This is a genomic window from Arenibacter sp. S6351L, assembly GCF_023016025.1.
In the GTDB taxonomy this organism is placed as follows: Bacteria; Bacteroidota; Bacteroidia; order Flavobacteriales; family Flavobacteriaceae; genus Arenibacter; species Arenibacter algicola_B.
Window position 1 is genome coordinate 229,878 of record NZ_JALKBB010000003.1, and the last position, 17,408, is coordinate 247,285.

The 17,408-nt window shown below is 40.6% G+C and carries 4 protein-coding genes; all 4 read right to left on the bottom strand.

Features of this window, described 5'->3' with window-relative positions; translation table 11 throughout:
• Window positions 1-90: 90 nt before the first annotated feature.
• The 4 genes from MWU82_RS04315 to MWU82_RS04330 all read right to left on the bottom strand — a co-directional run bounded on the left by MWU82_RS04315 (window position 91) and on the right by MWU82_RS04330 (window position 17,381).
• Complete coding sequence (locus MWU82_RS04315; protein WP_247095350.1) at window positions 91-12,444, bottom strand: T9SS type B sorting domain-containing protein; 12,354 nt, start codon at window positions 12,442-12,444, stop codon at window positions 91-93.
• Window positions 12,445-13,162: 718 nt separating this feature from the next.
• Window positions 13,163-13,318 carry a hypothetical protein gene (locus MWU82_RS04320; protein ID WP_215949858.1) on the bottom strand — a complete coding sequence of 52 codons (156 nt, stop codon included), beginning with the start codon at window positions 13,316-13,318 and terminating at the stop codon, window positions 13,163-13,165.
• A 3-nt stretch (window positions 13,319-13,321) separates the two neighbouring features.
• Window positions 13,322-15,751 carry a phosphoenolpyruvate synthase gene (gene ppsA / locus MWU82_RS04325; protein WP_247095351.1) on the bottom strand — a complete coding sequence of 810 codons (2,430 nt, stop codon included), beginning with the start codon at window positions 15,749-15,751 and terminating at the stop codon, window positions 13,322-13,324.
• 736 nt (window positions 15,752-16,487) lie between these two features.
• A complete protein-coding gene (locus MWU82_RS04330; RefSeq protein WP_247095354.1) occupies window positions 16,488-17,381 on the bottom strand; it encodes a type IX secretion system membrane protein PorP/SprF in 894 nt (297 codons plus the stop codon).
• Window positions 17,382-17,408 lie beyond the last annotated feature (27 nt).

A 17,408-nucleotide genomic window follows, 5' to 3' on the forward strand; every position in this document is an offset into this window, starting at 1 on the left:
TGGGGGTTTCGCAGGTTTTAATTAAGTGTGGCAGTCCAATAAAAAAGCCCTTCGCTACTAAGGAAGGGCTCATATTCTATTTGAAATATATTATCTGTACAAGGTAAAATGCCCTACAAATTCTCTCTTATCTTCTTCACCATTCAATTTAATAATGTACCAATAGTCCCCGCTGGGTAAATCTACCTGATCGTAAAGGCCGTTCCAGCCTTGTTCATTATCTTTAATGATATAAATCTGCCTACCGTAGCGATCATAGATTTTAATAAAAATGTCTGGAAATTGCTCAATATTCCTCGGAATCCAAAAATCATTTTTTCCGTCACCATCAGGGGTAAAGAAATTTGGAATTTCAATATCAATGAATTCCATATATATCGACGCCGTTGTCTCACAACCGTTGGCATCCACAACTCTTACGGTATAGGTATCCGTTCTACGAATATTAAAGACATTGTCCTCACCATTGTTCTGACCATCAAAATAGTACGTATAGCCTTCCTTGCCACCAGTTGCCAAAGCACTGATCTCATTTAGGTTGCTTTGTTCCAAAACGAGTTCCAAAGGTTCAAAACCTTCTACCTCAAAGCTTAGGGTATTGATACATCCGTTGACATGGGCCAGGGTAATATAATGACTGCCAGGTGCCAAATCATTGAAGTTGGCCTCCAACACTAAATCGTTGGGATCTGTTGAATCCAAGGCATACATAACATCTGCTGCAACAGCATCATCCTCTAAATTTAGTTCTATGTAATTGTTGGGAGTATCCCCTGTACATTCATAAATCACTTGTACCTCGGCATTAAGATTGGCTCCGCCTTCAACCGTAATGGCCCCGCTACTAACACATCCATTGGCATCCTTAACAAATAGGAGGTAGGTGCCGCCAGACAAATTCCCATAGACCGTTTTTCCATCCGTAAAATCAGAGTCATTGTTAGAGTTTAATGCGGTGCTGTAAGGTGCGGTTCCTCCATTAATATTCACCGATATAGTTCCGTCCATACCTCCAACGCAAACTTCGGGAGTGGTGGTCAGTTCCATTTCCAGAACGGGAGGCTCTACAATGTTGAATTCTATCAACTCAAAGCAACCATTGCTATCCTGAACAATTACCCTATAATCGCCAGGGGCAAGTTCATCAAAGGTATTATTATCATCAAACTGATTTAAATTGGGGGAAATGGCGTATTGATAAATACCCGTTCCTCCCTCCACATCAAGGACAATGCTACCATTATCCTCTCCGGCACACTGAACGTCCATAATAGTTGGAATGACCATTAGCGCTTCAGGTTCCGAAATCCTTATTTCTTCCGACGTTTCCTGACAGTCCTCACTAAGGACACTTACATAATAAGTTCCCTGTGGAAGATTGTCGAACAGTCCTGTTGCCTGGTATGGTCGTATTTCATTGATCAATCCAGAATCCGAGAATAAACCATATTGATAATTGCCCAGCCCACCATCTGCCTTGGCAACGATCAAGGCTGAACTTTCTCCACTACAGTTTATTACAGCAGCGGATGTATCCACAGTAAGCGACAGAGTTTCTATTGGATTAATAGTTATCTCATTGGAAATAATAGAAGTACAATTAAAACGATCCCGTACATAATATTGGTACTTCCCATCAACAACATTTTGAAATACCTGTGTGTTGGAACCATTGAGTTCATTCATGGCGTTAAAGACAATTCCATCCGTGCTCCATGTATAAGGGCCGGTACCTCCGCTTGCCGTTAGTTCCAATTCAGCTCCATTGCCACAACTTAAAGTAGCAGTAGTCAACAACATACCATTAGTTTCCTCGGGTTCTACGATTTCTATAATGGATGACTCAAACGTACAGCCCATAGCGTCCAATACAGTAATGCTATAATAACCTGCTCCTAAATTTATAAAGCTAGGTGACGTTTGAGTGGCGGTACTTTGCACCAAAGCAGTACCTGCGGCATCCTTATAGGTATTTAATTTATACCTGTAGTTGGAAGTTACGTTTCTAGGGTTTAAACTAAAGGACAATGAAGCATCCTTATCCCCAGAACACACTAAGCCGGTTATGGTTGTAGTTCCTGAAATAGGGTCTGGCAATAATAGTTCAAATACGTTCACAAACGGATTTGAACAACCTAAGGCGTCTTCCACCGTTACGGTATATTGACCAGCTGTCAATCCTTGGAAAAGATTGGAATTAACACTGTATGCCGTAGTGGACACTCCTGTTGCATTGTTGACAATAGTAATGTTGTAGGGTGCCAATCCTCCAGTGGGCTTAATACTTGCTGAGCCTTGATCATTACTGCAACCAACATCTTCCAAACCAATTGGGTCCAGATCCAAGGCTGCCTGTGGGGTAGCTATAGTAAATATTCTATTTTGACTACAATTAGGGATATCATCCTGTACCACCTCAACTCTATAGTTCCCCGCTGGTACATTGATAGCTGGGGTAGGTCCAAAGTCTGGAGAAGTACCATTTACAACAGCCGCACCATCATCTGCTATATCTACCGTACCTTTAGTCTCATATATATAGTAAGTGAAACCGCCGGAATAATTGGCATCGCTCATGGTAAGTCTAATTTGGCCATCACCACCAAAGCAGACCACATCGGTTAATTTTTCAACGGTAACGCTAAAAGTATTCGGTTCTTTTACGATATGGGTTACCGTAATTTCACAACCTGTCACCACATTTTCTACTAAAATAGTATGTGTCCCAGCCTGTAGATCAGGAAATAGGTTTGATGCTTGTGGAGTACCCGCTGGCAATAGGGTAAACATATAATCACCAGGGTTGGTTGCATAACTGGATAAACTTCCAGTAACATCTATACTAATGTCTTCACCTGCATTGGCGCAACTTATAGGGTCCAGTACATTTATCGCAGCTGAAACCAGCTTATCGTAAGGGGGAACGTTCACCGTTACTTCCGCATTACAGCCTTTATCATCAAAAACCCTTACAATAACATCCCCACCTGCATAATCCGTAAAGGTATAAGTAGCTCCCGTACCATTTTGAAGCATGTTGCCAGTAGCAACATCCTCAAACTCAAATCGCACAAAATTGTTGGTGCCACCAGTAATGCTGGCCATATTGATTACTATACTTGCATTATTGGTGGTATTATTGCTGGTACAGCCAAATGGATTTACCAATGGTGGATCAAAGGTAATACTGTTTGGTTCACCTACTACAATAGTGCTCCTAGTGGTAACACAACCGTTAGGCGCTGTAGCGGTTATTTCATAAATATCGGCCGGAAGATTTTCAAAGGTACGGGTCAATGGATTATAGCTACCGTTATTAGGCGCTAAACTATATGTTAACGGATTGTTCCCATTATTAACTTCTGATATAACTATAGTACCATCTGCCGCATTATTACAACTCACATCCGTTGGGGTTGCAGTAAAACTGGGCTGAACAGCAGGAGGTACCTCCACAGTAAATACCCTAGAACATTCGGGGCTAGAAGTATCGTTATCAAATACAGTAATGGTATAGGTATCTGCTACATTTACCAATTCTGTTACGGGTGAAGTGAATGCCTGTCTAGCGACAACGGTACCCGATGTATTGGTTATTTGATAATCATAATTGCCGGAACCGGTGGTTGCTTTAATTAATATTTCTGCTTCCTCACCAACACCACACCCTAGACTTTTTTCCAAAGTAGCTGTAGCTTGCAACGATGGATAAACATCCACAAGAGCTGAAGCGATACAACCATTACCATCTTTAATAAATACCGAGTAATTGCCTGCCGTAACATTTTTAAATACACCAGCATTATCCAAATAGGTAGTACCGCCATCAATGGAATATAATATGGTAGCAGAACTACTGGATGCGCTAATGGTTAATGTTGGAGTTGTACTACAATTATCCACAACTGTAGAAAATGTAGGGTTTGCCGGTAGGGTCATTGTTATGGAGCCCAATGGATAAGCACAACCATATTGATCAGTAATCTCTACATAATAATCACCGGAAGGTGAGTTGGCAGGTATTTCTACTGGGTTATCCGTTGTACCTGTAACAATTTCATTTGCCGAATCATCTGTAACTCTAAAGGTATAGGTGCCACCGCCACCGTTGATACCGTTTATAGCTATTAGGCCTGGGTTGGCACATGACATATCCTCTAGCTTATTCAAGGTTGCCGTAATAGGATCCAACTCCTCCAAAATAAGGTTTTCCGAGGCAGAGATACATGTATCTGTAACACCGTTTACTTCTGTTACAACAATATAATATTCGTCTGCCGGTAAATTATCTATAATGATTTCCGAATCATAGTCAATAATTTCTCCAGCAAGACCAGAATTAATTCCATTATCACTGGAACGAACAATAGTGCCGCTTAAATTATACAATTCCCACCGCATGTCATCCTCGGTAGGTGCCTGGTTGTCCGTTAGCGTATAAATTAATTTACCATTGTCCATTGAAGAACATGAAGGTTTGTAAGAAACTGTTATATCAATTGGATTAGGTTTTAAGGTTGCTACGTTTTTATCACTTTGCCTAATACATCCGTTATCATCCCTTACGTAGAACACATAAGTCCTTCCCGGTATTAATCCGGTGAACACTTCCGGATCCGCCAATCCTTTAGCTGCTGTCCAACCGTTTTCCGGCGCCAAAGCATTAAAGTTTGCAGGGTCATCGGTATAGGTATATTGATATGGGGCCGAACCTAAATTACCTTGAACCGAAACTTCCAGTTCATTACAGTTTTTAATTACCGTAGAAACGGTGATGTTCAGGTCATCCAGTGGGTAACTTATAATATATTTGGATAAATCTACCCTACATAAGGTATTGCCCGAACCATCTACCGTTCTTATTGATGGTTCAACCGCATTACCAGAAGTTAGGGTATAAGTAGGTGTATCAAAAGTATCCGAGGTTTGCCAAGATGCACCACCATCATGGCTAAATTCCAAGGTTCCGTTTAACGTTAAAGGGTAATTAACAAATCTAAATCCAGTTGCCGGATTACAATCACCGGATAATAAAGATTCCAAATCGGCCGTAAGTTCATCAGGATTTGCTATAGTGATTGGTGTGGTTTCCACCGTACATCCTGAAGCATCCGTAACATTAATGGTATAGTTTCCGGCCGCCAAATTATAGAAAGTTTTGGTAGTATTTGTAACCTTGGCAGTGGTTTCACTGGAAGCGCCTGCATTGTCCAAATCTATAATTTCATAAGTGTAGGGGGCAATTCCGGAGGTAACCGAAATAGCTATGTTCCCAGGCCCATCATGACAATTTGGATCTGTCGGGGTTGCCGTATACGTTAAAGGTGTAGGAGGATTAACGGTAACCGTTTCCATATAAACACAATGAGGGTCCAATGCACCATTATCCCAAACATAAACATCGTAGGTACCGGCATCAGCCGTGGCTACCGTTAATGCATTGCTTCCACTAAAATCTGTTGCTGTAACACCTGTTCCGGTAGGTACAAAGGCATATGCCAAATTGCCATCGCCGCCAGTTGCATTAACTGTGATACTGCCATCTGCACAAGAACTAACATTTACTACATCTACAGTTGCAGTTAAATTGGGTTGTATGTCAATGGTTTTTACGGTAGACACACAGCCATAAACATCTGTTACCTCTACATCATAACTTCCATTGGATAACCCAGAAAAAGTATACTTGGAAGATGTAGTTGGAGTAGGGGATATCCAAGCACCACTATTCAATCTAAACTTATAATCACCATTTCCTGAGGTAACTGAAACGGTTATGGCTGCATTATTTAAACCGTCATAACAAGCTGTTGGGTCAAGATCAAAATCTATATCTTGGTAGCGATCTACTGTTAGAGATGTAGCAGTAACCACCTCGCAACCTTTTGCATCTTTCACACGAACAAAATAATCACCTTCCGTAACATTTGTAAAACTAGGATTGGTCTGATATGCCCTGACAATCACACTACCTGCTTCTTCCAACTGATAGGTATAGCCTGGAGAGCCACCTGTGGCCGAAGCTTTTAAAGTTGCTCCGGTATTAATACAAGTATAATCTACGGTCTGGCTTAAAGAAGGAACAATTGATGATGGTTCATTTAATGTTGCATCAAAACTTGATGTACAACTTGTATCGCCAACCTTTCTGACCAAAACGTTATAGGTACCATCGGCCAGGGTTGCAGTAGTCGTAACAGGAGAAATTAAGGAGGTTGTCCAATTTACCCCACTATCCACAGAATATTCAAAACCTGTTAAGCTATCATAATTTGACACTTCAAAACGGATTGCACCATCACTACCGGCATTACAACTTGGATCTACAGTCCCCAATAGGTTTGCTTTAAATTCCTTGTTGTCTTCTAAAACTACTATTATGTCTGTTGTTTTTTCACATAACTCCGGTGTTTGGAAGGCTTGTATATCATCTATTACAAGATCGTTACCATAATCGCTGTTTAGGTTACTGCGCAGAACAATATCTACAGTAGTATTCACTCCCGGGTTAAAAGTAACCAATCGATTGTGCCAATCATCTGCACTGGTATTTTTAGGAATTTCTGCAGTGGCAATACTATTGATTACCGTTCCGGAAATATCTACCAATTCTATTAGTATTTCCGGATTATTTCCACTACCACTTGGTGTCAACAAATTGAATGCCCATAACGATATGGTTATATCACGGTTTGGTAAAACCTCAACCCCTCGTCTTGCCCAAAGAATGCCTTTGTCTCCTGCGGTGGTACTAACATCTATAGCTAAAAATCTTCCATCGACAAGTCCACTATGATCATTTGGGTTTCTTGATATTATTGGATTGGTAATGAAATTGGTAACCGTATATTCCCCGTTCACAAGAATGCCGGCAGGACCAAGGTTACAGCTTGTTGTACTTCCATCTTGAGGTTCATAACAATAACCTGGTCCAATTTCACCGATCTGCGTACTTGTACCAGCTCCGAAATTTTCTTCAAAAAGAGTACTTTGGCCCGGCAACAAAGAGCCCGCATAGCCCACTGTAATTGTTTGTGTACCATTGGATACACCAGTAAATACATTATTGTCCGCAGGTGTATTATCGGTACCGTTTAATTTATAGGTATATGTAAAGTCCGTAGTATTGGATGTATTTATAGTTATTGTCCCAGTCCCATCACAAGTATAATCCACGGCGCTTGTAAAACTTGGATCAGCGGTTGCTGCTGGTACGGATAAATTCATATTATATGAACAGCCCAACGCATCCTTTACGACCAATTGATAGTCTCCAGGGGCAAGATTCATGTTGTCCACACCACTAAAATTACTACCACCATCAAAACTAAAGGTATACGGTAGCTGTCCTCCATTTGGATTCAATATTTTAACCAAAGCACCTGCAGGATTACAAGAAGCATTTTCCTCTATAGTGGCAGATGCGGTTAACCTAAAGGGTTGGTCTATTTCATATTCCAAGGTCTCAATACAGCCTATACCGCCATTGTTACTGGAATCCATAACGGTTATGGTATATAACCCGGCCGAAAGGTTATAAAATGAATTTCCAGTTTGGTAAGTGGTACCACCATCCAAACTATAGCGGTAAGGAGCAGTACCTCCAGTAACGGTAACGTTGAGCGTTGAGGTTGAAGAATCTGCACACACAATTTCAGAATGTGAAGCCGACAAGGATGGTGTCCCTAAATCTTCAATTTTAACTACATTGGAAATAGCATAGCATCCATTACCATCAAAAACAATAAACTCGTATTCACCTGCTTCACTACTGGTACGAAATAAAAAACTTGTAGTAGATTGAAGTGCTGAGGAAGGTACATCGGACGTATTTGTATAATAGTCTGCCCCATTTTTACTCCAAATAGCCATTTTGTAATCTGGACTAGGACTTCCTCCACTTGGTGTTAATGTAGCCATACCTGAAGTACAACTTATATTTTGTGAAGTAACACCGGTTAATTTCAATTCAGGGGTTTCGCCAACCGTTATTTGTTGTGAATCATAACATCCATCCTGGGTACGGGTAACTACTATATAATCCTCGGGATTTATGTTTGAGAAGGTATGGGTGTTATCATTAACACTAGGAATGGAACTCACTAAAGAGCCCAGTCCACCATTACTGCCATCGTCCAAACGGAGTTCATAAGAGTAATTCGGCAAGGCATTTAGGACTTGGACCCCAATGGTTCCCAAATCATTACAGTCTGCCGGGGTGGTACTAAGGTTAACGCTGAAGTCACGTTCCTGAATACCAATATCTTCTGTTTCAAAAATACAACTGCCTTCTATTGGGGTATTGTCACTTGGGTCCAACTGTGTAATTTGCACCTTATAGGTACCACTTGTTGCAATGTTAAAGTTGGGACCATTGTTATCCGAAAAAGGAATAATAATGTTATCTGTAGCGCTATCCACCAATTGAAATCCATAACCGGAAGCTACATTGGTCATTCTAATGTTTCCAGGGGTAGTACAAAGAATATCGGAAGCATTATAGTTCAGATCTATATTGTTTTTAAAGACATTGAAATAGAAGCGGCTAAAACAACCGTATTGGTAATTGATGACCACTCTATATTCCCCGCTTTCCGTAAGAGTAAAATTATCTTGCTCCACCAATGTATTCCAGGTACATGTACCATTCTTGTTGGCGCAATCGTCACCGGTATCATCACAGCTGGTTTCGTCCAATTTCTGCCAAACAATACTTTCGGCATCGGTTATACCCAATTGGATAAGTGCCTCATCATTAGCCCCACATAAAAAAATCTTAGGTAGTATACTACCATCAATAGAGCAGGTAACGATTTCCCCCTGCATATCATTATCGGGGTTGTTATCGGCATTTACTTGATTAAAATAATTTACGATAGGATTGGTCTGTGTAGAGCCAAATCGTTCTACAATAATCCTTTCATCCCTATCGGGACAGCTGCCTCCGGAAGACTTCTCCACTATATATTCTCCAACAAGCGTTACCCGAAGAGTGCTCGGATCATTGTCAGGATCATTATCGTTCAATACGGTGTCGCCCGAATCAACCTGCCCATTCTTGTTATTGTCCAATACCCAGTTATAGGCGGAAAATCCTTGACCGGCCCGTAAAACTACATTCTCTCCACATAGTTGTACAGTCCTTGCCTCGCTACAATTGGCCAGGGCATTAAATATAGAATTACTGGCAACTTCTTGGGTACTTGGACAGCCGGAAATGGAAATGGAGCCGTTCTCGTCTGTAAAAACCTGTGTATTTGTTGCTCCCTGATAGGTTGAATAAGCACTGTTTTCCAGTAAGGAAGAACAAGCATCAAGATACTCTGAACAGTTTGAATCGGTAGTGAAGCCAATTCTAATACTATATTCGGGATCACCAACTTCAACCAAATTATTAGGTATGCTAAAGTTTAGAATATTACCTATGGCATCATGGGTATAGGTTACTCCGGGAGCATCCGATATATCTACATTGTCGAAAGTGACATTTTTAGGCAAAACATCCCTAATGGTATAGTTTACCGCATTATCATCACCTGTATTTTGAAATCTAAGCACATATTCCAGGGATTCCCCTAGAGCTATTTCTTGTCCATTGATGTCCGTTCCGCCCAAATTCTCAGTGGTATTACCCAAAAGAATTTCAGGGGCCACAGTTTTTATATAGGAAGCAGCGTCAACCGTGCCATCTATTGGGTCAACAACTGGGGTTCCCGTCCCATATTCTCCACCATCACCACCATCGGCATTTTGGTCCCTATAATATTCATTGGCATCACTACAACCATCACCATCACTATCCAAATCTAAATTATCAGGGAATCCGTCATTGTCATTATCACTACATGATTGAACGGAGACTATATTAATTTGTATGTCATCTATAAAATTCCCAACAGATAAATTGCCGTTAGCCGTAGAAACCGCCTCAAATACAAACACGGTATTGGTCTGATTATTGGGTACGGTATAGCTGCCCGAATAGTAGCCCCATGCAGTAGTACCATCACTCATAGTTTGTTGTACGGCGGCAGTTGCAAGGTCTGCTCCGATCCTTACCTGCATAACATCAACCCCTGCACGCCCCCTATGCCTTATGGACCAATTCATTACGGTACCTGGAGTTAAACATAGGTTTTGGTACAAGGCAGAATTTTGGGTAGCATTGAGTTCTACAAATTGTTTGCCGTCAAATGCAGGAACACCAAGGAACCCACTGGACCAAATTTCTATTCGCCCATCAGTTGAGGTGGTAGACCAGCCTTCAACACTATTTTCATTAAGTTGTCTATAGGAAGAGTTTGGAATTACGGGATTTTCAAAACTATCGTTCAGGATGGGTTCAAAACAAATCGTGGTAGCACATTCAACTTCATCGTAAATACCATCATTGTCATCATCCAAATCGGTAATATCCCTTACCCCATCCTTGTCAAAATCATTATGAACTGTTATACGTGCAGAGGGGATATCCTCTGTAATATTATTATCTATTTGGTCCTGAGTATTTGTTGCCGTATTGACCAGGTTTATCAAGGGTTCTATTCCAACAATTTCATCCGCTCTAACCTGTATTTCAAGAACAGCAGTTGCTCCTCCGTTAAGAGTACCAATGTCCCAGGTATTTCCGGCCCATGTTCCTGTAGTGGTATAACTTGATTCAAATGTAAGCCCTGAAGGTATATTGTCCGTGATTTTCAGATTGGTTAAGGGATTGGAACTATTATTCTTAACTTTAATAGAAAAGGTTGCAGTCTCGCCCTCCAATATTTCGGCCTTGTCCACTGTTTTGGACAAAGCAACATCTTCCTCACAATAGAATGCTGTAATGGGCTGGGAATCATAGGTACAGGGCCCTTTTGTTCCCCTGCAATAATAATCTCCAGCTTTGGACGGCCTAAAAGTGGACTCATTGGCACCAACTACCAGAACACCATCCTCGAACCACTGATAAGCGTCAAAATTCCCGGTAGCTTCTAGAATATCCGCATTGGGCAAACATCCATCACCCCCAACAATTTCCAAGGTTACAACCGGAACAGTATCAAAACCTGAAAAATAACCGGCAACACCTCTAGCACCATTATATCCAAAAAATCCGATCGCCATGGGCCCCGTAGATTGAACACTTACATCACCATTTAGATTAGGTATAAAAAAGGTCTTCCAATCCGATGATCCCGCAACCGGAACCGAAGGAGGCAAAGTAACGGTACCATTGCTATCACTGACTACTATATTTGAATCCGGTGTATTTACAGCTGCAACAATGGTTACCCCTCCGGTGACCAGTGATCCTGCCATATTTCGGATATCCGGAATATTATCCATCACGTCCGGTAACAAACAGTTAACAGGAGCCACGAAGTTAAGACCTTGGGTGTAAACCGCACTGGCACCAGCCAAACATTGATAGGCATAGGCATCCTTGGAGGTTTTCACCAACATGTTGGCACCAACGGTGTTAGAGGAATAGTAGCTGCTCGGTATCTCAAAATATTCTCCATTATTTATAGTGGCAACAGGAGTAGCAGAACCATTGACAAAAATTTGCGTATTATCGGCCGTACCTATTATAATGGGAAATTCCGTTGAGCCATTCGCATTTCCGTTACCCCTTACAAATACATATTCCTTGCCCAATCGGTTTTCCGGTACGGGCTGATCAATACCGGCATCACGGTTGGATGAATTTTCTTCCCTGCCAAAATTCATTGAACCATTACTGATTACAATGTCCTTATCGGAAACTATTGAAGCTCCGATCCATCCATCACGATGGGCTGCTGTTGGTGCGGTACCAATATAAGTTTCAAAAACAAAAGATTCATTTTTGTCCAGGGTAATTTGGTAGGTATCTGCAGTAATCCCGGCCCTATTATTGCCAACCCGAAACTCGCAACCTGGATCATATCCAAAAAGATTTACGATAGTATTGTCCTCGGTTGCCATGATTCCCAAGGTATTTGATTTCGACACTTCGGACCCTAGGTTGGGAACCCCGCCCCACTTAAATCTTGTTCCCATTGCAACCCTTCCTTTGGAAGTCAGGGATGTTGCCTGTGAAGTGGAATAGCCACGATAATTCACATAAAATTTGTTCCCACTGGGAGATTCAAACCTGAGTCCACTATTGGTCAGGACCACACCAGTGTTTGAATTATCTACCAATGTAATATTGTTGTCCCCGTTTGATAAAGTATAAACCGCCGAATTTGTATTGGAAATAGAAAATGTAGCAATAGGTGTTGTATTGGTACCTCTATAGGCATTTACTGTAAATGCGGTTGGTTCCGGTGTAGAAAGGTAAACCGCCTGTTGCTGAACTGCCTGGTTATTTTTGCCTTGTTTTAAGGGAGGTAGATAATGAAGATCACTTAACTGACCTTTTACGGATATTATAAAGCCAAAGAAAAAAATGAATAAAAGTAAATTTCTGGTCATTCGGTGTGCTATTATTTTGGTTCTGACAATTTATACCTGAAATCAAAACAACAACAACACTATATATAAGCCAACAAAATGTTGTGAAACCGCTTGAATATGTTGGAAACATTGGTTATTATGTACATTTGGATTCTCCTAAATAAAGGATTTAAATGGCTTGCTTTTTCTGAAATTTTTATGGATTTTGAGATACTTGGAAAAGTTAAAATGGAGCTGTTTTGACATTTAGTACAGCCATTTTATTTTTTGGAAATTAAATAAAAATACAAGTATAGTGGGAGTTAACCGGATTTTACCTCTCGACTATTTTATTTTCAATTGCTTAATCGTATAAACATTTAAAATTTGTATGGAAATACCTATTGTTGCCAACCAGACTTGATAGGATATAGGAAAACTTAAAGAAAATTCTTTCTCTTCCTTTGTATTGTAATAAATGGAATGTTGTGGTTTACACTGAAAACCAAAATAAATGGATGATTCCAATGGTGTGGCCCCATGCTTGGGAGCCATGTCATAACCATTGCGTTCTGTGATACCGACGATAATTAATGTCGTACCTATAAAGCAATGATCCTAATTTAGCATATTATATTGTTCGGTTTAGAAGCCTTGGAATAGCATCTATATCGGCTGTTTACTACCTAACAAATTTTCATAAAATAGTATTAGCGGAAGGTCCGGAGACCTATCCGCTAATTACTATATATCAATGTTAGGACTTAATTATTTTCTCATAGGCCATCTGGTACAGATCTGTTAATTCCTTATCCGGATTCTTCAGACGAATCTTTTCCAAAAAGGCCAATAATTCTTCTCTTTTGTTGTGTTTGTGGGCATCAAAAAGGATATCCTCTATAGTATTGCTCATAATCTAGTTTTCTATTTCTTGAATTACTTTTAATGTTTTTAACATGGAATCGGGGGTAACTGAAATGGTATCTATACCTTCCTCTATCAGGAATTTCGAGAAATCTGGAAAATCCGATGGTCCCTGACCACAAATTCCCACTTTGGTTTTGTGTTTTTTGGCCGAGGATATCAAGGTTTTGATCATACTTTTTACAGCGCAATTGCGCTCGTCGTACAAATGGGCCACCAAGCTGGAATCCCTATCCAAGCCAAGAACCAATTGGGTAAGATCATTGGATCCGATGGAAAAACCATCTATCATTGGCGCAAACTCATCGGCCAAAATTACATTGGAAGGCAATTCTGCCATCAAATAAATTTCAAGACCCCTTTCACCTCTCTTAAGTCCGTTTTCCTCCATAATCTTCAATACTTTGACCAATTCTTGGGGAGTCCTACAAAATGGAATCATTATGGTTATGTTTTCCAGACCAAATTCATCCCTTACTTTTTTTAGGGCTTTACATTCCAGTACAAAAGCCTCCCTAAAAGTCTCGGAATAATAGCGTGAAGCTCCCCTCCAACCGATCATTGGGTTTTCTTCCCGGGGTTCAAAATAACTACCCCCCAATAGGTTGAAATACTCATTGGTCTTGAAATCGGATAATCTGGTAATCACTCTATTAGGATAAAACGCAGCCCCGATCTTGCCGATGCCCTGTGCCAATTTATTGATGAAAAAGGCTTCCTCGGATTCATATCCTTTGATCAATTCAGCTATGGACGCGGAAAGGGCCGGATCGTTCAAGGTCTTGTGCTTCAACAAAGCTAAGGGGTGCACCTTTATATAATTGTTTATGATAAATTCTTCCCTGGCCAATCCAACTCCGGCATTTGGAATTTTCCTATACTGAAAGGCCAGTTCCGGCGAACCAATATTCATCAGGACCGGGGTCTTGGTCTTTGGAAATTCTGTATATGCCGTTTCGTGGAGCTTGTATTTTATTTTCCCTTGGTACACCTTTCCTACATTACCTTCTGCACAGGACACGGTAATGTCCTGTCCATTTTCAAGTAGGGTAGTGGCATTGGCTGCACCCACTATGGCAGGGACACCAATTTCGCGCGCCACAATAGCGGCATGGCAGGTTCTACCTCCTTTTTCGGTAATAATGGCCGAGGCCTTTTTCATTAGTGGCTCCCAATCCGGATCGGTCATTTCGGTAACCAGCACATCGCCCTCCTTAAAATCTATTTCATCGGCACTGCCATCCCTTCCATCCAAGGTAAAAATTCTGTATACCTTGCCATTTCCTATCTTATCTCCCACGGCAACCCCTTCCAGAAGAAGTTTTTCCGCCAGTTGATCCTCGTCTTCAATTTCATATTCCTTTATACTCTCTGTCTGTTCCTGGGAATGGATGGTCTCTGGACGGGCCTGAACAATATACAATTCATTGGAAAGTCCATCAATGGCCCATTCTATATCCATTGGGCACCAGGAGCCTCTTACAGAACTGTAATAATTTTCAATTTTTTGTACCCATTGGGCAAGTTGTATTATTTGTGGATCCTTTAAACAAAAGGAATCTTGGATCTTTTGATCTACGGGAACCTGTTTTACCGTTTCAAACGGTTTGTTCCCATACACCATTTTATGTGTTTTCTTGCCTAATTTTTTATCGATAATGGCATTAAACCCTTGTTCCAATGTAGGTTTGAACACTATAAACTCATCCGGAGAAATCTCCCCGCCCACAACGAGTTCGCCCAACCCATATGCGCCGTTGATCAGTACCACATCTTTAAAGCCACTTTCCGTATCCAATGAAAACGCAACTCCGGAAGAACCCAGATCGGAACGAACCATTTTTTGCACACAAACCGATAGTTTAATGGTAAAATGATCAAAATTCCTGGAAGAGCGATAAGAAATGGCCCTATCCGTGTATAAGGAGGCAAAACAGCTTCTAATGGCCGTCAACAACATTTCCCCTCCGCGAATATTCAAATAAGTGGATTGCTGTCCTGCAAAGGAAGCGTCCGGCAGATCCTCGGCCGTTGCGGAAGAACGTACCGCAACATCTGTGGCGTCCTGACTATATTCTTCTGATAGGACATAATAGAATTCCAGTATTGCCTTTTCCACGGATACGGGAAATTTTCCGTTGGAAATCAATTTCCGAATATTGGAACCTGTTTTACGCAGTTGAATAATGTCGGTCGTGTCCAATCCCTCCAAGGCAGCACTAATCTTTTCCTTTAGATTGTTCTCGTCAATAAATGCATCATACGCATCTACCGTAACGGCAAAACCATTAGGAACTTTAATGTTTTGGGCAGTAAGGTTTTGGATCATTTCACCTAGGGAAGCGTTCTTGCCCCCAACTCTTGGTAAATCGTCCATTCCAACTTCACTTAATTTTTGGATGTACTCTTTTTTGTTTTTCATAGCACTAGGCTGGTTAGTGATTTTACGCAATCGTTTTCGTAGATTGCAAAAAAAAATTATTACACTACAAAATTTCATCAATTATTGCATGTGCACAACCAATATTAATTCAATTTATAATACTTTTTGTGCTTACATGCACTATTCTAGTGTATTATTGAAATTTTAGTACTAATACATGTTGTTAATGTAAGCGTTTTTTGACTTTAGCACTTATGGATACTCCAACAGAATAATCAGGATTCAGAACTTGTTGAATTGGTCATGAAATGCACCTAAAAAATCAATGATTATATCAAAAGTGGTATTGAGTTCTTTCTGGCTAAAACAACATTTTTTGGAAAGTATCTTTAAGCACTAAATATAATCGTCACTATATGACCTTTTTAATTTGAAAGAGATTAAGAATGCCTAAGCCAAGGAACCGCGTTTGGGGAATTTCAATCTGCCAGATCCTCAAATTATAGCAGCGAAGGCCACAAACAATTTCGATTAGACAGAAAAAGACAAAGTTCATTATTCGCTGAATATCTCAGTAATACAACTTAGAGAAGCATATGTGGGGTAGAGGCAAAGAAGTTGTGTTTTGCCAAAGGGAGAAAATATGGACATTAAAAGCCACTCAATTTTGTACTCCAAATAAAGAATGACGACATAAAAAAAAAGGCCGTCCTAAAATAACTTGGGACGGCCTTTGTTTTTAATTAAAGTCTGATCTTTTCAACTATTTCACACACTAAAGACTCACTTTTAATAGAATTTCATGTGTACCATTATTGGTATTGTTCAAGGATGAATTTAATGCGGCTTCATAGGCATACCCGATATGGAGACTATCTGTTGGGCTAAAAAGAACAAAGCCGGCAAAACCCTCATCCAACCTATAGGACGGACCGAACTCAAAGATATTGTTAAATTTAAGCGCCAAGGTTAAATCAACAGATAGTGGAGCACTTTCTATATGGCGGATCATCGTGGAAGGCTTAAAAAGCAGATTTCTAGCAATTTCAAAATCATAGGCCCCCATAAGGTACATATGCATTTTGTTCCTTCCCAATTTGGCCGTACCTTCATCTTCCTCCAATCGTTTTGGTTTTAGGATTTTGGGGGCGGAAAAGGCTAGCGAAAGTTTTCTACTCTTTACATAAATACCCGCACCCACATTGGGGGTAATTCCTCCGTCTATATCCATCAATGAAGGGTCCGAACCAATACCGAAGGTCGTAAGTCCATCTGTATTGGCATTATAAGAATTCCCGGATGCCTTTATTCCTAAGTAAATATTGGTGTAATCGTTCCATCTTACCAAATACGAGAAATCCACGGCAATAGAAGTCTGGGTCTCAATAAAGGTCTTGTCGTTGACAACACTGGCCCCTAATCCTACTTTCTTCCCCAAATGGGTACTAGCTATAAAACTTTGTGTCTCTGGTGCACCTTCGACTCCTGCCCATTGGCTTCTCACATTTGCCATAAATTCCGTTCTGTGCTCGGCACCGGCAAAGGCCGGATTCACTATGTTCATAGTATACCTATAAAAGGTATAATTTGGATCCTGTTGTGCGGTCATATTTCCTAGAACAAAAAAGAGGGCCAGAAAGGTATATATTTTGTTAAATCTCAGTTTCATTTTGTTTTTTAAAAAATTCATATTTAA